Genomic DNA, 20,799 nt, shown 5'->3' with positions numbered 1-20,799 from the left:
CCGCAGACGACTCAGGCGTCGCGCAGTGCCGCCACGGGCAGAGAACCTGCAGACGACTCAGGCGCCGCGCAGAGCCGCGACGGGTTCGATCCTCGCGGCGCGACGTGCCGGGTACCATCCGGAGCCCCAGCCCACGATCGCGCCGAGCACGGCGCCGGCGATGGCGACCCACGGGTCCGTCACGGGAGTCCACCCCTGGACCACAGCCACCACGATCACGGCGAGCACGCCGAGCGCAGAGCCGATCAGGCCGCCGATGAAGCCGATCACGATCGACTCGACCATGAACTGCGCGCCGATCTGACGGCGGGTGGCCCCCAGCGCACGACGGAGGCCGATCTCGCCGATGCGCTCCATCACGCCGAGGAGCGTCACGTTCGCGATGCCGAGACCGCCGGCGAGCAGCGCGATCACTCCGAGGATGAGGAAGACCACGTTCACGTCCGCCTGCACGTTCTGGCTGAGGTCGGATGCGCCCGACGGCGCCTGCGCCTTCAGCGAGTCGGGAGAATCGGGCTGCAGCGCCAGCACGGACTGCTCCGCCACCTGGGGACCTGCGCCGATCATGATGCGGATGTCGAGCTCGGTGGGCACCGCGAGACCGAAGTCCGCGCGCGCGGCTCCGTTCGGGATGATCACCGAATCCCGCAGCTCGCTCTTGCGCTCGAAGCCGTCGACGATGCCGATCACGGCGTAGGCGACCCCGCCGATGAAGATCGACGGCTGCGAATCGACACGGTTGATGCCCATGTCCTTGGCGAGCCGGTCCCCGACCACCGCGACCCGATCGCCCCTGGAGTCGTGCCCCGCGTCGAAGAAGCGGCCGGTGATCAGCTCGCCCTCCGCGGTGTCGAGAAGCTCGGGAGACGACGAGAACAGCTGCGGCGATGCGGCGGGTGCCGCTGACGGGTCGTTCACCGGCACCGCGGTGATCGTCTCGTCGTCCGCGAGTTCGACCTCACCGAGGAGGGTCGCGCTCTCGACACCGGCGAGAAGCAGCACACGCTCCGGAGAATCCCACGGGAGGCGGCCGGCGGCGACGGTCTTGCCCTTGGAACCGGACTGCGCCTCTGCGGCGGTCACGACGACCTGCGTCGACGCTGCGCCGTTGAACTGGCTCGCGATCTGGGCGGCGGCCGTCTGGGCGAACCCGATCGTCGCGACGAGGGACGCGATGCCCAGCACCGTGCCGAGGATGGTCATGACGAGACGCGCGGGGCGGGATCCGATGTCCGCCGTCGCCTCGGCGACCAGGTCCTGGAAGGTGAACCGGTCGGCGTGCTTCTCGCCGACCTTCCTGCGGACGGCGCGTGTACTCCCCTGCTCGGGCTGGTCCGCGTTCTCCGCTGTCGCCTTGCGACGCCAGGGCAGGCGCATCACAGCTCGCTCAATCGACCGTCGGCGATGCGGATGCTGCGGCGGGCCCGCCGAGCGACGTTGTCGTCGTGCGTGATCACGATGAGAGTGAGTCCGTCTTCGTTGAGTTCTTCGAACAGTGACATGACCTCGCCGGACGTGCGCTGGTCGAGGTTGCCGGTCGGTTCGTCGGCGAGGAGCAGCTTCGGCCCGCTGACGACCGCCCTGGCTACGGCGACGCGCTGACGCTCACCGCCCGAGAGCGAGTTCGGGAAGAAGTCGACGCGGTGCGACAGCCCGACCCTGGCGAGGGCCTCGCGCGCCCGCGATTCGCGCTCGCGGCGGGGCACTCCGCTGTACAGCATCGGCATCAGCACGTTGTCGAGCACCGTTCGCCGGGGCATCAGGTGGAACGACTGGAACACGAAGCCGATGAACTGCGCACGCACGGCGGCCCGCTCGTCGTCGGAGAGGTCCCCCGTGCGCACGCCGGCGAGGAGGTACTCCCCCACGCTGGGGCGGTCGAGGAGGCCGAGGATGTTGAGCATCGTCGACTTTCCCGAGCCGCTGGGACCGACGATCGAGATGTAGTCCCCCGGTCGCACCTGGAGGGTCGCCCCCTTGAGAGCCTGAACCTCCGGAGGCCCTGGGAAGGACCGGGTGACGTCGCGCAGCTCGACGACGAGCTCGTCGTTCCCGCCGGCATCCTCGAGAGCGTCGCCGACCTCAGGAGCGTCGCCGATCTCAGGAGCGTCGGCGGTCGCGGTCTGCTCGTCCGTCACCGTCCCACCACCACGAGGTCGCCCTTCTCGAGGTCGCCGTCGACCGGGGTCACCTCCACGGCTCCCTTCGCCGCGAGACCCGTCTCGACCACGACCGTGCGGGTCTTCGCGTCCTTGCCCTTGCGGGGGTCGGACTCGACGACCTCGACACGCGACTCGCCACCTGGGCCGGCGGTCAGCGCCGCGAGGGGCACCGACAGCACATCGCCCTCGGTCGCGCCGACGGCGATCTGCACGCGGACGTTGTTGCCCTGGAGCTGCGTCAGCTGCTCGGCCGTGAGCGGGTCGGGCTCGAAGAGCACCTCCCAGCGCGCCTTGCTGTCCTTGCCTGGCTTCAGCTCCGAGACGACCGCATGGTGCGGAGTGCCGTCGGGCAGCTCGAACGACGCCTCGGCGCCGACCTTGAGCAGCCGTGCATCGGCCTCGGCCGCGGCGCCGGTGAGACGCACGGTCGCTCCGGACACCGTCATGACGGCGCCCTGGATGGTGGTGCCGCGCTTGACGTTGACGGCATCCACTCGCCGCGGGAGCTCGGTGAGGAACAGCACCTCGCCGGCCGGCAGGAACGGCAGCACGGCCTGGCGCGCGCTCTCCAGCGCCTTGTTCGCCGAGTCGACGCCGGCGCGGGCGGAGTCGAGCGCCGCCTTCTCCGGACCGGTGTTCTTCGACGACCACAGCTGGTCGCGTTCGAGCTTGGCGGTCTGCAGATCCCACTCGGCCTGCTGCACGTTGGGGCAGGCCTCGCCCTCGGGCGGAGTCGTGCAGTTCCGCGCCGCAGCGAGGGCCTGCTCGGCCTGCGCGACCTTGACGTCGGCCTGCCAGCTCTCCAGCTTGGTCGGTCCCGCTCCCGCCGCGGTCAGGGCCTGCTGAGCCTGCGTGACGCTGCTCTGCGCGTCACGGACGCCCTGCTCCGCGCTGCGGACGGCATCGCCCGCGCCCTCTTCGGGAGCAGGGGTCGGATAGCCCGCCTGGGCATAGAGCTGACCGACGGCGTTCGCCGTCGCCTGATCGAACAGATTCGAGGTCACGTCGCCCGCATCGATGCCGACGCTCACGAGAGCCTGCTTCAGCTGCAGCACATCGGGTCCGGAGACGCCGAGGCGCAGCGTGCGGTAGGCCGGGAGGTCGCCGGGGAGCACGATGACGGGCCGTCCAGCCACTTCGAGAGCGATGGACAGCGGGTTGAGTGTCGCGCCGACCTCGGGGACGGATCCCGTCACGACGCTGCCGCCGCCGCCGGAGGTGTCGATGGTCACGTCGACGGCATCCGCATAGCCGACGTCGGCGCGCAGCGTGACGTCGTTGCTCAGCGGACCGAACTCGACGGGCACCGTCACCAGCCCGGCGTCCGGTGCCTCTGCGGCCTCGGCCGGCGAGATCAGGAAGCGACCGACGAGGAGCCCCGCGACGAGGCTGACGACCGCGCACAGGGCGACGATCCACAGGGTGCGGTTGCCGCGCAGGATGCGGCGCCAGCCGCTCACCCGCGACATGTCGACCGCGTCCTTCTCCTCGGCGGAGGACTCGGCATCCGCGGTCCCGTCGCCCGCGATGATCTCGGAGAAATCGGAGGGGAGCTCTGTCGTGGGGGTCTCGTCGTCCTTCATGCGTCAGTTGTTCTGCTCGGCAGCGGCCTTGAACGCCTCGAGGTCGGCCTTGTTGTCCTTGATGAACTTCTCCTCGCGGGCGAACTGGATCTTCAGCGACTCGTCGGCGTAGGAGGTCTTCTCGCGGCATCCCAGGTCGACCAGAGCAAGAGCGATCTCCTTCTCGCCGAGCTCCTTCATCTCCGGGCTCTTGTTCGGGTCTTCGACCTTCTCCGGGTCGATCTCCGTCGTGCCGTCGCCGTACGCGGCCTCGTAGATCTTGCTCTGCGCATCGGAGATCGACTGCTGGGCGTCGGTCTGAGCCTTGAATCCGGGCTCGCCTCCGTCGGCCATGCACGAGGCCCACTTCGCGTTCAGCGCCTTGAGCTCAGACGACTCCTGCGTCGTCGACCACAGCTCGGTCATCTTGTCGCGGAGGTCGGCGAACTGGTCGGACTGCCAAGGGTCCTCGCCCTGGAGTTCGTGCTGAGCCCATCCCTGGCAGCCGCCGTCCTCCCAGTTGTACTCGTAGCTGCCGCCCTCTTCCGTGTCCTCCATCTCCTGAGGAGCGCCGTAGGCGGTCTCGTAGAACGCGGTGCGCTCGGACTCGGAGAGCGAGTCGAGATACTTCTGGTTCGGGTCGACGTACTCCTCGCCGGGGTCGCTCTCACCCTGCTCGCTGAACGGGTTGTTCACGATGCCGTAGCCGTACTTCTCGACCCAGGACTTCTTCTCGGGCTCCCACTCGATGTCCTCGCCGGAGGAGACCACGGTGCCGCCGTTCTGCAGGTTCGGCTTGTACTCGAAGCCCTCCTTGGCCATGCACTCGGCCATCAGGTCCTCCTGCTTGCGCTGCTGCTCGTCGAGCTTCTTCTGCTGCTCCTCCGGCGACAGGTCTCCCCCGTAGGCGGCGCTGAGGTACTTGTTCAGCGGGGAGTCCTCGTAGGTCAGGCCGCCGTTCCCTCCGCCCGTCGAGCATCCGGCAAGGGTGAGCGCCAGCGCAGCTGCGGCGAGAACCGCAAGAGGACCGGTGGATCGCATGTCGTTACTCCTTCATCGGCCCCGGTTCGACGACCGGAGAGTTGCATACCGAGAAAGCATAATTGAGCGTCGCGAGAACTCGCGTCCCCCATATGGGGGACATTTCGATCTGCGCTATACAGCGCGAGGATGAGATGTGGCGTAGATGTCCCGCAGAGCCTCGACGGAGACGTGCGTGTAGATCTGGGTCGTGGCCACAGACGCGTGGCCGAGGAGCTCCTGCACGACGCGCACATCCGCGCCCCCCTGCAGCAGATGCGTCGCGAAGGAGTGACGCAGCGTGTGCGGCGAGATCTCCGCCGTGATCTGGGCGTGCTCTGCCGCCGCGCGGATCACGAGCCAGGCGCTCTGCCTCGACAGGGGCGCGCCCCGCGCGCCGAGGAACAGCTTCGCCGAGGCCCTCCCCTTCGCCGCCAGGCCCGGCCGCACCCTCGTCAGATACGAGTCGACCGCCGCACGGGCATACGAGCCGATCGGGACGATGCGCTCCTTCGAGCCCTTGCCCCGCAGACGCAGCACATCGCCGTGCGCCAGATCGTCGACGTCGAGTCCCACGGCTTCGGAGACCCTGGCGCCGGTCGCATAGAGGAGTTCGAGCAGCGCCCGGTCCCGGATGCCGAGGGGATCCTCGCCGGACGGAGCCGACAGCAGCCGCTCGACCTGATCGATCGTGAGCGCCTTCGGCAGCCGGCGCGGCGCCTTGGGCGGCCGCAGCCGTCCGGTCGGATCGTCCTGCTCGATGCCCTCTCGAGCGAGGAATCGATGCCAGCCGCGCACCGACGACTGCAGTCGCGCGAGGCTCGTCGCCGCGGGAGCAGGGACCGCCGAGGATCTCTCGGCGATGAACCGCCCGACCACGGCCTGGGTGATCTCACCGGAGTCGGTGATTCCGCCCGCCTCGAGCCACGCGAGGTAGCCGCCGAGGTCACGGCGGTACGCGGAGATCGTGTGCGCGCTGAGCCCGCGCTCGATCGTGACATGACGCAGGTACGCGTCGAGGGCACGGTCGAGCTGCACGGCTACGCCCTCGCGCGGTGCCGTTCGGCCGCGAGCACGCCGATCGCGAGCAGCGCGTTGTGCATGCGCCCGTCGAGCACAGCGCCGATGGCATCCGCCAGAGGGATCCATTCGACGCGGATGTCCGCCTCCTCGTCCTCGCGCGCGTGCGCATCGGCAAGCTCCGACAGCCCCGTCGCCAGGAAGAAGTGCACGATCTCGTTGCTGCCCCCTGGTGTCGCGAAGGCGCTGAGCAGCGGCTCCCAGTGCGCGGCTCGGAGATCGGCCTCCTCCGCCAGCTCACGCTGCGCGGCGACCACCGGCTCCTCGCCCTCCACATCCAGCAGGCCGGCGGGCAGCTCCCAATCGCGACGGCGGATCGGATGCCGGTACTGCTGGATCAGCAGCACGCGGTCGTCCTCGTCGACCGCGACGATCGCCACGGCGCCGGTGTGATCGATGTACTGGCGGACGATCTCTCCGTCGCCGTAGCGGATCCGGTCCGAACGGACGTCCCAGACCGCGCCGCGGTAGACGAGCTCGCTGTCAATGACCACGGGCTCGAACAGCTCGTCCTGAAGACTCTCGGGCGAGACTCCCCCGGTTCGCTCAGGCATCGTCGCTGACGTCGAACAGCTCGCTGGCGCGGTGCCGCTCGATCGCCGCTCCCACCAGACCGCGGAACAGCGGGTGCGGGGCGGTCGGACGCGAGCGCAGCTCGGGGTGCGCCTGGGTGGCGATGTAGTACGGGTGCACATCCCGCGGAAGCTCCACGTACTCGACCAGATCGAGCTCGGGGTTCAGTCCGGAGAACACCAGACCCGCGTCCGCGAGGCGCGCACGGTACGCGTTGTTCACCTCGTAGCGGTGACGGTGACGCTCGGAGGCGAGAGGGGCGCCGTAGAGCTCGCGGGCGAGCGACCCCTCGGCGAGGGCCGCCTGGTAGAGGCCGAGACGCATGGTCCCGCCGAGGTCTCCGCCGTCGAGGATCTCGATCTGCTCGGCCATCGTCGCGATCACCGGCTCCGTGGTCTCGGGGTCGAACTCGCTCGACGATGCACCGGCGATGCCGGCGACGTCGCGAGCGTACTCGATCACCATGCACTGAAGACCCAGGCACAGACCCAGCGTCGGGATGCCCTGCTCGCGCGCGAACTTCAGCGCGCCGAGCTTGCCCTCGATGCCGCGGATGCCGAAGCCGCCGGGCACGCAGATGCCGTCGAGCTGCGACAGCTGCTCCTTGGCGCCCTCGGGGGTCTCGCACAGGTCGGAGGGGATCCAGCGGATGTTGACCTTGGTCTCCTGCGCGAACCCGCCGGCCTTGAGTGCCTCGGTCACGGAGAGGTACGCGTCCGGGAGGTCGATGTACTTGCCGACAAGGCCGATCGTGACCTCGTGCTTGGGGTTGTGCACGGCGTGCAGCACCGTGTTCCAACGGGACCAGTCGACGTCCGCCGCCTTCTGGTCGAGACCGAGACGACGCACGATGTAGGAGTCGAGACCCTGCTCGTTGAGCGTCGACGGGATGTCGTAGATGCTCGGCAGATCGACCGTGTTGATGACGCCCTCGGCGTCGACGTCGCACATGAGGGCGATCTTGTTGCGATTGCTCTCGCTCACGGGGCGGTCGCTGCGCAGCACCAGCGCGTCGGGCTGGATGCCGACCTGCCGGAGAGCGGCCACCGAGTGCTGAGTGGGCTTGGTCTTCTGCTCGCCCGATGCGCCCATGAACGGCACCAGCGACACGTGCACGAAGAACACGCTGTCGCGGCCGAGCTCGTGACGGAGCTGGCGCGCGGACTCGAGGAACGGCTGCGACTCGATGTCGCCGACCGTGCCGCCGACCTCAGTGATGATCACGTCGGGGCGGGGCTCCTCGGTCGCCTGCAGACGCATGCGGCGCTTGATCTCGTCGGTGATGTGCGGGATGACCTGCACCGTGTCGCCGAGGTACTCCCCGCGGCGCTCGCGCGCGATGACCTGCGAGTAGATCTGGCCGGTGGTGACGTTGGCCGCCTGCGACAGGTTGATGTCGAGGAAGCGCTCGTAGTGGCCGATGTCGAGGTCGGTCTCCGCGCCGTCGTCGGTGACGAACACCTCACCGTGCTGGAACGGGTTCATCGTTCCGGGATCGACGTTCAGATAGGGATCGAGCTTCTGCATCACGACGCGCAGTCCGCGCGCGGTGAGCAGGTTGCCCAGGCTGGCCGCCGTGAGCCCCTTGCCCAAAGACGAAACGACACCACCAGTCACGAAGATGTGCTTGGTCGTGTCGTTCTTGGGCCCCGCGGAAGAAGAGTTCATCACGGGCTTCGATCCTATCAGGCGGTGGGGGCCCCGAGGCTGAGAAGTTCTCGGGCGTGTGTCAGGGCGGCATCCGAATCGGTCAGTCCGGACAGCAGTCTGGCCATCTCGGCCTCGCGCTCGGCGCCGTCCAGGCGTCGGACGCTGGACGCCGTGACCGCGCCGTCATTGGCTTTGACGACCGAGAGATGGTTCGTGGCGAAGGCGGCGACCTGGGCGAGGTGCGTCACCGCGATCACCTGAGATCTCTCGGCGAGTCGGGCGAGTCGTCGACCGACCTCGATCGCGGCGGCGCCTCCGATGCCCGCGTCGACCTCGTCGAACACGAAGGTGGGCACGGGGTCGGTTCCGGCGATCACGACCTCGATCGCGAGCATCACCCTGGACAGCTCGCCGCCCGATGCGCCCTTGGCCACGGAGCGGGGCTCAGCGCCGGGATGCGGGGCGAGCAGGATCGCGACGTCGTCGCGTCCGTGCGCAGTCTCCGCCCCCTCGCTCACCGAGACCTCGAGGCGCGCGTCAGGCATGGCCAGAGCATGCAGCTCCTCGCTCACCGCGGCGCCCAGCCGCGAAGCGGCTGCGACACGGGCGTCCGTCAGCGTGCGCGCGTGGCCGTCGAGCTCGGCTCGCGCGGCGTCGCGCTCCTCCTCCAGACGCTCGATCCGGTCTCCGTCGTCATCGAGCTCGGCGAGCCGGGCCGAACCGGTCTGCCACAGCTCCAGCGCGTCCTCGAGAGACCCGTGGGCGCGGACGAGCACGCCGAGCGCCGCCCTGCGCTCCTCGACCGCGGCCAGCTCATGCGGGCCCGATTCGTCGAGGTCGGCGAGGTAGGCCGAGAGCTGTCCTGCGATGTCCGCCACGCGATAGCCGACATCGGCGAGAGACTGCGCGAGCTCGGTCAGGGTCGCATCCGAGGCGCGCTCCAGCACCCTGCGCGCCTCCCCGATGAGACCGGAGACGTCGGGATCGCCCTCTTCGCTCGACAGCGCCGTGTGGGCGAGGGATGCTGCGAGCCGCAGCTCTTCGGAGTTCGCCAGGCGCTCGGCCCTGGCCGTCAGCTCCACGTCCTCCCCCGTTTCGGGCGCGGTCGCCTCGATCAGCGCCAGCGCCTCGCGCAGACGCGTGGCCTCCTCGAGTCGCCGATCGCGATTCTCGGTGATGTCGGTGATCTCCGCGTCCAGAGCACGCCAGCGTGCGAAGGAGCTCTCGTACGCCCTCAGCGCCTCCGCGATGGGGGCACCGCCGAACCGATCCAGGGCGTCGCGCTGCGCGGACGCGGACTTCAGACGCAGCTGCTCGGACTGACCGTGCACGACCACGAGTTCCTCCGCCAGAGCGGACAGGACGCCGGCCGGTGCCGCGCGCCCACCGACGCTGGCTCTGCTGCGCCCCTCGGCGCTGAGGCTGCGCGACACGTAGAGCTCGGCCGACCCGGCGCCGACGGGTTCGAGATCGCCCCCGGCATCCGCCACGATGTCGGCCACGTCACCGGTATCGGGAACGATCCACACCCCGGCGACGGAGGCCTGAGCGGCGCCGGCACGGACGGCGCCCGAATCGGCGCGTTGCCCCAGGAGGAGTCCGAGCCCCGTGACGACCATGGTCTTTCCCGCGCCGGTCTCGCCGGTGATCGCCGTGAAACCAGGGCCGAGGGGCAGCACCGCGTCGGCGATGACTCCGAGGCCCTGCATCCGCATCTCCTCGATCACGACTGCACCTGCGCATCCTGGCCGCGCCACCCGGCGACGGGCAGCTGGAACTTGCGCACGAGACGGTTCGTGAACGCCGTCGGATGCAGGCGCGCGAGCCGCACGGGGCGGGATGACCGGCGGACGACGACGCGCGCGCCCGGCGGCAGATCGTGCGAGCGGCGTCCGTCGCACCACAGGATGCCCGAGCCGGAGGTGCCCTCGAGCATCTCGATCGCGACGGCCGCATCGGGGCTGACCACGAGCGGCTTCGCGAACAGCGCATGCGCCGACAGCGGGATCACCGCGATCGCCTCGACACTGGGCCAGATCACGGGCCCGCCGGCGGAGAAGTTGTAGGCGGTGGAACCGGTCGGCGTGGACACGACCATGCCGTCGCAGCCGAAGCTCGACAGCGGAAGGCCGTCGATCTCGAGCACGACCTCGATCATCCGCTCACGGCTGGCCTTCTCGACCGTCGCCTCGTTCAGCGCCCAGGTCTCGTAGATCACCGCCCCCGCTGAGTCCTTCACTCGTACGGAGAGCGCGAGACGCTCCTCGACCTCGTAGTCCCTCGCGATCACACGGCGCACCGCGTCGTCCATGTCGTCTCGGTCGATCTCCGCGAGGAATCCGACGTGCCCCATGTTGATGCCGAGAACGGGGGCCGCGCACCCGCGCACGAGCTCTGCCGCGCGCAGGATCGTGCCGTCGCCGCCGAGAACGATGGCGAGCTCGAGCTCGGCCTGGTCGACCGTCTTCCCGAGAACGTCGACATCCGCGAACATCGGATCCACGGCGGAGAGATCCGCGCTGTCGTCGGCCGCGAGCACGGGGCGAGCGCCCGCTTCACGCAGGGCCTCGACGACACGCCGCGCGGCATGGACCGTGTCCTCACGGCCCGCATGGGCGACGACCAGGATGCTGCGCTCGTTCATCGACTCCCTGCCAGTGCGTTGATGCGGTCTGACCATTCTGACGGATCGCTGCCCCGACCGGGCGCGAGGTGGACCAGATACTCGGTGTTGCCATGGGTGCCCAGCAGGGGCGACGGAAGGATGCCGAGCATCCCGAGTCCGGCGTCCCAGGCGCTCCACACCGTCCGGGCCACGGCATCCGCCCTGGTCGCCGGGTCGGTGACGAGCCCTCCGCGCACGGCGGTGCGCCCGACTTCGAACTGCGGCTTCACGAGAAGCACGATGTCGGAGTCGGGGGCGGCGACCCCGGCGACCGCCGGGAGCACGAGTTCGAGCGAGATGAAGGAGAGGTCGCCGACGACGAGATCGGGGCGCGCGGACTCCCCCGTCGCCGCGGCGAGGTTCTCGGGAGTCATGTGCCGGACGTTGTACCCCTCGACGAGCACGACACCGGGATCCGCGGCGACGGATGCCGCGAGCTGATCGTGGCCGACGTCGACCGCGAGAACGCGCCGGGCTCCGCGCTCGCGCAGCACCTGCGTGAATCCGCCGGTGGAGGCTCCCATGTCGAGGGCGAGTCGTCCGTCGACGGCGATGACGAAGCCGTCGAGTCCCGCGATGAGCTTGTGCGCGGCCCGACCGACGTAGTGATCGGCCCCGGCGACGGTGATCTCCGCCGAGTCGGCTACGGGCGTCGACGCCTTCACGGTGGGACGTCCGTCGACGCTGACCAGGCCCTCTGCGATCAGAGTGGCCGCGTGCGAGCGCGAGCGGGCGAGGCCTCGCGCGGCGAGGGCGGCATCCAGTCGTGTCATCGGGACGCCGTGGTCTCGCGCTGGTCGAGCTTGGCTCCGCTCTCCAGACGACGCGACAGGTCTTCGTGCAGTGCCGAGTACGCCTCGGCGCGATCGGCGAGCGGCTGTCCTTCGATCAGACGCAAGCGGCTCCACAGGCCGTCAGTCGGCGCAGTCGTCTCTTCGCTCACGCTTCTACTGTACGCGGGAGGTCGGACACGCCGTCCGCGCCACGTCAGGGTCGGTGGAAAGGATCGTCGTACAGACGTTCGGGGACGCGCAGCACGAACACCGGCGTTCCGGAGGCCCAGATCGCGGATGCTCCGGCGCGGAGCAGGTCGATCTGCGCGTCGCCCTCGGCGAGGATCTCGACGTCTCCCCCGGTCACGCGCACGCCGGCGCCGTTGACCCAGTGCCCGCCATCGCGCTGCACACTCTCCGGATAGGGTTCGTGAAGCTCGCGGAGATCGCTGAGGATGTACGTGGGACGAGACCCCTCGGGGGCGGCGAGAACGTGCTTGGGCCGATCGATCCCCGTGAGCACCAGAGCGGAGTCGATTCCCGCACGCACGGCGCCGAGGATGTCGGTGTCCAGTCGGTCGCCGATGAAGAGCGCCTGATGCGCGTCGAAACGCGCCTTCGCCTCCTCGAAGATGGGCACCTCTGGCTTGCCCGCGACGGTCGCGAGCCGACCGATGGCGGTGTGCACAGCCGAGACCAGCGTGCCGTTGCCCGGGGCGACGCCGCGTTCACGCGGAATCGTCCAGTCGGTGTTCGTGGCGATCCACGGGATGCCGCCCTCGTCTTCAGGGAGCTTCAGTGCGAAGGCCGCCTCGGCGAGATCCGTCCATGCGACCTCAGGGGCGAACCCCTGCACCACAGCGGCCGGAGCATCCTCCGCGCTGCGGGTCACGACGTAGCCCGCCTTCTGCACCTCGTCGACGAGGCCGTCGCCGCCGACGACCATGATCGTCGCCGGAGCAGGGACCATGGTCGTGAGCAGGCGCATGGCGGCCTGCGGACTCGTGACCACATCAGACGGAGCCACCGTGAGACCCAGCCCGCTGAGGTGCTCGGCGACCGCGGCATCCGTCCGGGACGCGTTGTTCGTGATGTAGCCGAGACGCGCATGCTCCGCCGCCCGGTTCAGGCTCTCCACCGCGTACGGCAGGGCGCCCGGACCGGCGTAGACCACGCCGTCGAGATCGGCGAGCACGGTGTCGACGCCGTCCAACGGCGTGCGAAGCGACTGCTTCTTCGAGAACAACCCCATCAGGCGCTCTGGCCGTCGCCTGCGGAGTCGTCCTCCTGGTCTTCTGCTGCCTGCGCGTCGTCGTCTTCGCCGAGGAGCTCGCGGACCTCATCCTCGACGGACGGCTCGGCCGCGATCGCGCCATCGCGAGATGCGTCAGAGTCGGCTGCGTCGTCTACAACTGCGTCGGTGCTCGCGGTGTCTGCGTCGGCGTCGGCATCGGCTGCTTCGGATGCTTCGGATGCGTCATGTGCGTCATCTGCGTCATCTGCGTCGTCTGCAGTGTCGTCGTCTGCAGTGTCGTCGTCTGCAGTGTCGTCTTCGTCTTCGTCCTCGATCAGGTGATCCTCGACGAAGATCTCCTCGTCGCCGGCCTCATCGATGCCCAGCGCCTCTGCGGCGACTTCGGCTCGCTTCATCCAGAACTCGGCTTCCTCGGTGCGACCGAGGTCCTCGAGCACGGCCGCGCGGGCTGCGAAGAGAGCGGGGCTCCAGTCGAAGGCACGATCAGGATCGAGCTCGGGGATCTCCAGCTCGCCGAGGGCGAGCTCGAGGTCACCTTGGTCGAGGCGGGCGCCGGACATCGCGATTGCGAGGGCGACCCGCACCGGGGTTGCAAGCGACGTGCGGTCGACGGCTCGACCGGTCTCGAGAGCGCGGTCGGGGCGCCCGATGCCCCGCTCGCTGTCGACCATGAGCGCGATCTGGTCGTCGTTGCCGGAGATACGACGATAGGTGCGGAGCTCGCGCAGCGCGAGCGCGAAGTCCTCGGTCGCGTACGCGGTGATGCCGAGAGTCTCGCGGACGATCGCGATGCGTCCTGCGCTCCGCGATGCGGCGAGAGCATGCTCGTGCGCGAGCTGGGGGTCTTCGTCGATGAGACGCGACGCCATCGCGAGATGGCGCGCGACCCGCTCGGCGTTCTCCTTGCTCAGTGTCTTGAGCTCGTTACGGGCGGACGGGTGCAGATCGCGAGCGGTGACGTCCTCGGGGACCTCCGGATCGTTGTGCCGCGGACGGTCACCGCCGGCCTGCGGCGCCCTGTCCCGTCCTGCTCCCCCGCGCTGCGGGAACGAGCGGTTGCTTCGTTCACGATCGTTGTCGCGGCCGTAGCCGCCTTCGCGACGGGGTGCGCCACTGTCGCGGTTGTACCCGCCATCACGGCGGGGCGCTGCACCGTCGCGGTTGTAGCCACCCTCGCGACGAGGGGCGCCACTGTCGCGGTTGTAGCCACCCTCACGGCGGGGCGCTGCACCGTCGCGGTTGTAACCACCCTCACGGCGCGGGGCACCACCGTCACGGCGCGGGGCGCCACCGTCACGGTTGTAGCCGCCCTCACGGCGGGGCGCTGCACCGTCACGGTTGTAACCACCCTCACGGCGGGGCGCTGCACCGTCGCGGTTGTAGCCACCCTCGCGACGGGGAGCGCCACCGTCGCGGTTGTAGCCACCTTCGCGACGGGGAGCGCCACCGTCGCGGTTGTAGCCACCTTCGCGGCGCGGGGCGCCACCGTCACGGTTGAACCCGCCCTCACGGCGGGGCGCTGCACCGTCACGGTTGTAACCACCCTCACGACGAGGGGCACCACCATCACGGTTGTAACCACCCTCACGGCGGGGCGCTGCACCGTCACGGCGGGGCGCTGCACCATCACGGCGGGGCGCTGCACCATCACGGCTGTACCCGCCCTCACGACGAGGGGCAACACCATCACGGCTGTACCCGCCCTCACGACGAGGAGCAACACCATCACGGTTGTACCCGCCCTCACGACGAGGGGCACCACCATCACGGCTGTAACCACCCTCACGACGGGGCGCTGCACCGTCACGGCGGGGCGCTGCACCGTCACGGTTGTACCCACCCTCACGGCGCGGGGCACCACCGTCACGGTTGTAACCACCCTCACGGCGCGGGGCACCACCGTCACGGTTATACCCACCCTCACGACGAGGAGCACCGCCGTTGCGGGGGGAACCTCCGCCGGAAGATCGGTCTCCGCGCGGTCCGCTATCGTTGCGACGCGGACGGCGCTCTTCCTCTTCCGACATGATGCTCCCTGTTTTGTTCGTGTATATGCAAAATGGCCACCCAGCGATGGGTGGCCATTTTGACTAAAAGGAGTCCGGCGGTGTCCTACTCTCCCACAGGGTCCCCCCTGCAGTACCATCGGCGCTGTGAGGCTTAGCTTCCGGGTTCGGAATGTAACCGGGCGTTTCCCTCACGCTATGGCCGCCGAAACACTATTGATGTTTCAATCAGTACACAACATGTGCACGAAAAAGTTCGTGTGTGTTGTGTGGTTCTCGACCGTACATCGAGAACCACTCAGTGGACGCGTAGCACCTACAAACGGTGTGTTATCAAGTCATCGGCTTATTAGTACCAGTCAGCTGCATGCATTACTGCACTTCCACATCTGGCCTATCAACCCAGTAGTCTGGCTGGGAGCCTCTCACCCGAAGGTATGGAAGTCTCATCTTGAGGCCGGCTTCCCGCTTAGATGCTTTCAGCGGTTATCCATCCCGAACGTAGCTAATCAGCGGTGCTCCTGGCGGAACAACTGACACACCAGAGGTTCGTCCAACCCGGTCCTCTCGTACTAGGGTCAGATCCTCTCAAACTTCCTACGCGCGCAGCGGATAGGGACCGAACTGTCTCACGACGTTCTAAACCCAGCTCGCGTACCGCTTTAATGGGCGAACAGCCCAACCCTTGGGACCTACTCCAGCCCCAGGATGCGACGAGCCGACATCGAGGTGCCAAACCATGCCGTCGATATGGACTCTTGGGCAAGATCAGCCTGTTATCCCCGAGGTACCTTTTATCCGTTGAGCGACAGCGCTTCCACAAGCCACTGCCGGATCACTAGTCCCGACTTTCGTCCCTGCTCGACCTGTCAGTCTCACAGTCAAGCTCCCTTGTGCACTTACACTCGACACCTGATTGCCAACCAGGTTGAGGGAACCTTTGGGCGCCTCCGTTACTTTTTGGGAGGCAACCGCCCCAGTTAAACTACCCACCAGGCACTGTCCCTGAACCGGATTACGGTTCGAAGTTAGATATCCAGAGTGACCAGAGTGGTATTTCAACAATGACTCCACAAGAACTAGCGTCCCTGCTTCACAGTCTCCCACCTATCCTACACAAGCCACACCGAACACCAATACCAAGCTGTAGTAAAGGTCACGGGGTCTTTCCGTCCTGCTGCGCGTAACGAGCATCTTTACTCGTAATGCAATTTCGCCGAGTTCGCGGTTGAGACAGTTGGGAAGTCGTTACGCCATTCGTGCAGGTCGGAACTTACCCGACAAGGAATTTCGCTACCTTAGGATGGTTATAGTTACCACCGCCGTTTACTGGGGCTTAAATTCTCAGCTTCGCCTTGCGGCTAACCGGTCCTCTTAACCTTCCAGCACCGGGCAGGCGTCAGTCCGTATACATCGTCTTGCGACTTGGCACGGACCTGTGTTTTTAGTAAACAGTCGCTACCCACTAGTCTCTGCGGCCACCACACCCTTTTCGGAGTAAATCCGTATAAGTGGATGGCCCCCCTTCTCCCGAAGTTACGGGGGCATTTTGCCGAGTTCCTTAACCACGATTCTCTCGATCTCCTTGGTATTCTCTACCTGACCACCTGAGTCGGTTTGGGGTACGGGCAGCTAGAACCTCGCGTCGATGCTTTTCTTGGCAGCATAGGATCATCCACTTTTTATCCGCATCGTGTCTCAGCCTATGTGAGAGACGGATTTGCCTATCTCTCGGCCTACGCACTTGCACCAGGACAACCATCGCCTGGCTTGGACTACCTTCCTGCGTCACACCTGTTAATACGCTAACCGCACCAGCATGGGGTCGTACGCTAGGCCCCACGGCGGATCCCGAAGGATCCAATGTGAGGATTCAGATACTTAGCACTACTGGATTAGTTTGGGCGGTTCTTCGCCGGTACGGGAATATCAACCCGTTGTCCATCGACTACGCCTGTCGGCCTCGCCTTAGGTCCCGACTTACCCAGGGAAGATTAGCTTGACCCTGGAACCCTTGGTCTTTCGGAGGACGTGTTTCTCACACGTCTTTCGCTACTCATGCCTGCATTCTCACTCGTGTAGCCTCCACGGCTGGTTTACACCGCCGCTTCGCTGGCCACACGACGCTCTCCTACCCATCAACACGGCTGGACCACGAAGGCCTACCAATAATGTCAATGCCACAACTTCGGTGGCGTGCTTGAGCCCCGTTACATTGTCGGCGCGGAATCACTTGACCAGTGAGCTATTACGCACTCTTTCAAGGGTGGCTGCTTCTAAGCCAACCTCCTGGTTGTCACAGCAACTCCACATCCTTTCCCACTTAGCACGCGCTTTGGGACCTTAGTTGGTGGTCTGGGTTGTTTCCCTCTCGACTATGAAGCTTATCCCCCACAGTCTCACTGCTGCGCTCTCACTTACCGGCATTCGGAGTTTGGCTGACGTCAGTAACCTTGTAGGGCCCATCGGCCATCCAGTAGCTCTACCTCCGGCAAGAAACACGCAACGCTGCACCTAAATGCATTTCGGAGAGAACCAGCTATCACGAAGTTTGATTGGCCTTTCACCCCTATCCACAGCTCATCCCCTCAGTTTTCAACCTAAGTGGGTTCGGTCCTCCACGACGTCTTACCGTCGCTTCAACCTGGCCATGGATAGATCACTTCGCTTCGGGTCTAGGACATGCGACTGAATCGCCCTATTCAGACTCGCTTTCGCTACGGCTACCCCACACGGGTTAACCTCGCCACATATCGCTAACTCGCAGGCTCATTCTTCAAAAGGCACGCTGTCACACCTACCAGGGGTGCTCCAACGGTTTGTAAGCAAACGGTTTCAGGTACTATTTCACTCCCCTCCCGGGGTACTTTTCACCTTTCCCTCACGGTACTTGTCCGCTATCGGTCATCTGGGAGTATTTAGGCTTATCAGGTGGTCCTGACAGATTCACACGGGATTTCACGGGCCCCGTGCTACTTGGGATACTCTTCGCGCCACGGTTGGCATTTCGACTACGGGGTTGGCACCCTCTATGACCGGCCTTTCAAGACCGTTCGTCTATACCATCGTGTAACGCCGCCACCTCGGCAGAGATGACTGAAAAGTCCCACAACCCCCAACGTGCAACGCCTGCCGGCTATCACACACGCTAGGTTTAGCCTGTTCCGGTTTCGCTCGCCACTACTAACGGAATCGCGGTTGCTTTCTCTTCCTGTGGGTACTGAGATGTTTCACTTCCCCACGTTCCCTCTACCCGCCCTATATATTCAGGCGGGAGTCACTAGGTCGGCACGCCGCCCAGCGGGGTTTCCCCATTCGGACACCCTCGGATCAAAACTTGCTTATCAGTTCCCCGAGGCTTATCGCAGATTGCTACGTCCTTCTTCGGCTCCAGATGCCAAGGCATCCACCGTTTGCTCTTAAAGACTTGAAATCACATGAGTTTGAATCAAAACTCGACCCCACCCGAAGGCGGGATCAGAAATTGACTAATGATCTTTAAGATCATCTATCGCAACAACCCGAAGGCTGTTGCAAGATGCTCGCGTCCACTGTGTAGTTCTCAAAGTACGGGCGGTACCCCTCACCACTTCCCACCAGGGGAAACAACAAGAGGCCCAGAGGTACAGACACGCAACCCCGAAAGGCCACGACGTCCGGTCCCTCAGGACCCAACAGCGTGCAGACACCGACCCCTCCCCCCAGAACTTTCCCACCGCAAGCGGCGTACTCATTCCGAGACAAGATCTCGATGCCATGTCAAATGTTCCACCCATGAGCTCCCAGCGAAGAACGTACGCCTTCGATCTGGGTTCTGGACACCTACAAGAGGTGTCAGATGCTCCTTAGAAAGGAGGTGATCCAGCCGCACCTTCCGGTACGGCTACCTTGTTACGACTTAGTCCTAATTACCGATCCCACCTTCGACGGCTCCCTCCACAAGGGTTAGGCCACCGGCTTCAGGTGTTACCGACTTTCATGACTTGACGGGCGGTGTGTACAAGACCCGGGAACGTATTCACCGCAGCGTTGCTGATCTGCGATTACTAGCGACTCCGACTTCATGAGGTCGAGTTGCAGACCTCAATCCGAACTGGGACCGGCTTTTTGGGATTCGCTCCACCTCGCGGTATTGCAGCCCTTTGTACCGGCCATTGTAGCATGCGTGAAGCCCAAGACATAAGGGGCATGATGATTTGACGTCATCCCCACCTTCCTCCGAGTTGACCCCGGCAGTATCCCATGAGTTCCCACCATTACGTGCTGGCAACATAGAACGAGGGTTGCGCTCGTTGCGGGACTTAACCCAACATCTCACGACACGAGCTGACGACAACCATGCACCACCTGTTTACGAGTGTCCAAAGAGTTGACCATTTCTGGCCCGTTCTCGTATATGTCAAGCCTTGGTAAGGTTCTTCGCGTTGCATCGAATTAATCCGCATGCTCCGCCGCTTGTGCGGGTCCCCGTCAATTCCTTTGAGTTTTAGCCTTGCGGCCGTACTCCCCAGGCGGGGAACTTAATGCGTTAGCTGCGTCACGGAATCCGTGGAATGGACCCCACAACTAGTTCCCAACGTTTACGGGGTGGACTACCAGGGTATCTAAGCCTGTTTGCTCCCCACCCTTTCGCTCCTCAGCGTCAGTTACGGCCCAGAGATCTGCCTTCGCCATCGGTGTTCCTCCTGATATCTGCGCATTCCACCGCTACACCAGGAATTCCAATCTCCCCTACCGCACTCTAGTCTGCCCGTACCCACTGCAGGCCCGAGGTTGAGCCTCGGGATTTCACAGCAGACGCGACAAACCGCCTACGAGCTCTTTACGCCCAATAATTCCGGATAACGCTTGCGCCCTACGTATTACCGCGGCTGCTGGCACGTAGTTAGCCGGCGCTTTTTCTGCAGGTACCGTCACTTTCGCTTCTTCCCTGCTAAAAGAGGTTTACAACCCGAAGGCCGTCATCCCTCACGCGGCGTTGCTGCATCAGGCTTCCGCCCATTGTGCAATATTCCCCACTGCTGCCTCCCGTAGGAGTCTGGGCCGTGTCTCAGTCCCAGTGTGGCCGGTCACCCTCTCAGGCCGGCTACCCGTCGACGCCTTGGTGAGCCATTACCTCACCAACAAGCTGATAGGCCGCGAGCCCATCCCCAACCAAAAAATCTTTCCAACAACTGGCCATGCGGCCGTTGCTCGTATCCAGTATTAGACGCCGTTTCCAGCGCTTATCCCAGAGTCAGGGGCAGGTTGCTCACGTGTTACTCACCCGTTCGCCACTGATCCACAGAGCAAGCTCTGCTTCACCGTTCGACTTGCATGTGTTAAGCACGCCGCCAGCGTTCATCCTGAGCCAGGATCAAACTCTCCGTAAAAAAGAAATGCATACCCCACCGGGAAAACGGTGACGCAGCGAGTTTGATGCTGACCAAAGAGACAAATTCATTGCTGACTTCATCCGAATGCCAACCCCCCAAAAAGAAGGGCTGGTCTTTGATCCAAAGGAATCTCACCTAGCCGAAGCTAGATCGAGGTTATTTGGCATTTGACAAGTGCACGCTGTTGAGTTCTCAAGGATCGGACGCTCCCCCGACCCAGTCATCACAACCAGGCCCGAAGGGCAACTTCTCAATCTTACCTGTCCTGCTCGGCTTGTCAAATCGACACGCCGTGAGGCTCAGAACCAGATTCGCAACCTCACCGCTCAGGGCGCCGAGGCAACTTCACTAGCTTATCCGCCCCGCCTCGCTTGTCAAATCAGCGCGTCGAGCAGATCTGAGATCCGCCGCGCAGCTGGAGACAGCCGCAGAAGGGGTGGACCTCCCATCCTAGACGCAGGCGTCTGATCTCACAAGTGAGAGGATCGGGAGGTGGTTCTCCGCTTGAGGGGGGTGAAGCTCTCGGCCTCTCCGCTTCCCTGTGGGGCGAACAAGTAATAAGTTACGCGGATTCCGGGGTTCCGGCAAATCGGGCCGTACCCCCCGGGCGTGTCGTCGTCGCCGGTCCCGCTATTTCCCCCTGGCCAGATCGCGAATCCGGCGTCCATCGCGCCGCGG

Annotated in this window: 14 protein-coding genes and 3 rRNA genes; 1 reads left to right on the top strand and 16 read right to left on the bottom strand. The window is 65.4% G+C overall.

Annotated features, from left to right (window positions below):
• Positions 1-57: 57 nt before the first annotated feature.
• The 13 genes from LC438_RS07270 to LC438_RS07210 all read right to left on the bottom strand — a co-directional run bounded on the left by LC438_RS07270 (position 58) and on the right by LC438_RS07210 (position 13,609).
• Positions 58-1,377: an ABC transporter permease gene (locus tag LC438_RS07270; RefSeq protein ID WP_223586212.1), complete on the bottom strand. Its 1,320-nt coding sequence runs from the start codon at positions 1,375-1,377 to the stop codon at positions 58-60.
• On the bottom strand, positions 1,377-2,099 hold the full coding sequence (locus LC438_RS07265; RefSeq protein ID WP_105676889.1) for an ABC transporter ATP-binding protein: 723 nt from the start codon (positions 2,097-2,099) through the stop codon (positions 1,377-1,379). The genes LC438_RS07270 and LC438_RS07265 overlap by 1 nt, the downstream gene beginning before the upstream one ends.
• A gap of 35 nt (positions 2,100-2,134) precedes the next feature.
• The gene (locus LC438_RS07260; RefSeq protein WP_105676873.1) at positions 2,135-3,745 is read right to left on the bottom strand and encodes a hypothetical protein; all 1,611 of its coding nucleotides are present in this window, start codon (positions 3,743-3,745) and stop codon (positions 2,135-2,137) included.
• A gap of 3 nt (positions 3,746-3,748) precedes the next feature.
• A complete protein-coding gene (locus LC438_RS07255) occupies positions 3,749-4,765 on the bottom strand; it encodes a hypothetical protein (RefSeq protein WP_105676874.1) in 1,017 nt (338 codons plus the stop codon).
• A 114-nt stretch (positions 4,766-4,879) separates the two neighbouring features.
• Positions 4,880-5,782, bottom strand: coding sequence for a site-specific tyrosine recombinase XerD (gene xerD / locus LC438_RS07250; protein ID WP_223586211.1), 903 nt, complete (start codon positions 5,780-5,782; stop codon positions 4,880-4,882).
• A gap of 2 nt (positions 5,783-5,784) precedes the next feature.
• Positions 5,785-6,378 carry an NUDIX hydrolase gene (locus LC438_RS07245; protein ID WP_223586210.1) on the bottom strand — a complete coding sequence of 198 codons (594 nt, stop codon included), beginning with the start codon at positions 6,376-6,378 and terminating at the stop codon, positions 5,785-5,787.
• The gene (locus LC438_RS07240; RefSeq protein ID WP_105676878.1) at positions 6,371-8,065 is read right to left on the bottom strand and encodes a CTP synthase; all 1,695 of its coding nucleotides are present in this window, start codon (positions 8,063-8,065) and stop codon (positions 6,371-6,373) included. The genes LC438_RS07245 and LC438_RS07240 overlap by 8 nt, the downstream gene beginning before the upstream one ends.
• A 17-nt stretch (positions 8,066-8,082) precedes the next feature.
• Positions 8,083-9,774 carry a DNA repair protein RecN gene (gene recN, locus LC438_RS07235; RefSeq protein WP_223586209.1) on the bottom strand — a complete coding sequence of 564 codons (1,692 nt, stop codon included), beginning with the start codon at positions 9,772-9,774 and terminating at the stop codon, positions 8,083-8,085.
• A complete protein-coding gene (locus LC438_RS07230) occupies positions 9,771-10,691 on the bottom strand; it encodes an NAD kinase (RefSeq protein WP_223586208.1) in 921 nt (306 codons plus the stop codon). The genes recN and LC438_RS07230 overlap by 4 nt, the downstream gene beginning before the upstream one ends.
• A complete protein-coding gene (locus LC438_RS07225) occupies positions 10,688-11,485 on the bottom strand; it encodes a TlyA family RNA methyltransferase (protein ID WP_223586207.1) in 798 nt (265 codons plus the stop codon). The genes LC438_RS07230 and LC438_RS07225 overlap by 4 nt, the downstream gene beginning before the upstream one ends.
• Positions 11,482-11,655 (bottom strand): hypothetical protein, encoded by a 174-nt coding sequence (locus LC438_RS07220; RefSeq protein WP_181155975.1) that lies wholly within the window; start codon positions 11,653-11,655, stop codon positions 11,482-11,484. Before LC438_RS07220 ends, LC438_RS07225 begins: the two co-directional genes overlap by 4 nt.
• Positions 11,656-11,699: 44 nt before the next feature.
• Positions 11,700-12,737 carry an HAD-IIA family hydrolase gene (locus LC438_RS07215; RefSeq protein WP_105676883.1) on the bottom strand — a complete coding sequence of 346 codons (1,038 nt, stop codon included), beginning with the start codon at positions 12,735-12,737 and terminating at the stop codon, positions 11,700-11,702.
• The gene (locus LC438_RS07210; protein ID WP_223586206.1) at positions 12,737-13,609 is read right to left on the bottom strand and encodes a hypothetical protein; all 873 of its coding nucleotides are present in this window, start codon (positions 13,607-13,609) and stop codon (positions 12,737-12,739) included. Before LC438_RS07210 ends, LC438_RS07215 begins: the two co-directional genes overlap by 1 nt.
• Positions 13,610-13,678: 69 nt before the next feature.
• Between LC438_RS07210 and LC438_RS07205 the strand changes: the two genes are divergently transcribed.
• Positions 13,679-14,830: a hypothetical protein gene (locus tag LC438_RS07205; RefSeq protein ID WP_223586205.1), complete on the top strand. Its 1,152-nt coding sequence runs from the start codon at positions 13,679-13,681 to the stop codon at positions 14,828-14,830.
• A gap of 9 nt (positions 14,831-14,839) precedes the next feature.
• Here the strand turns inward: LC438_RS07205 and rrf are convergent.
• The 3 genes from rrf to LC438_RS07190 form a co-directional block, all read right to left on the bottom strand.
• Positions 14,840-14,956, bottom strand: a 5S ribosomal RNA gene (gene rrf / locus LC438_RS07200).
• A gap of 119 nt (positions 14,957-15,075) precedes the next feature.
• Positions 15,076-18,179 (bottom strand): 23S ribosomal RNA (locus LC438_RS07195).
• Positions 18,180-18,595: 416 nt separating this feature from the next.
• Positions 18,596-20,118, bottom strand: a 16S ribosomal RNA gene (locus tag LC438_RS07190).
• Together the 16S, 23S and 5S rRNA genes form the textbook arrangement of a ribosomal RNA operon.
• Between the last annotated feature and the right edge of the window lie 681 nt (positions 20,119-20,799).

Source organism: Microbacterium sp. OVT16B, assembly GCF_019969705.1.
Classification (GTDB): Bacteria; Actinomycetota; Actinomycetes; order Actinomycetales; family Microbacteriaceae; genus Microbacterium; species Microbacterium natoriense.
This window is presented reverse-complemented; position numbering and strand designations above follow the sequence as displayed.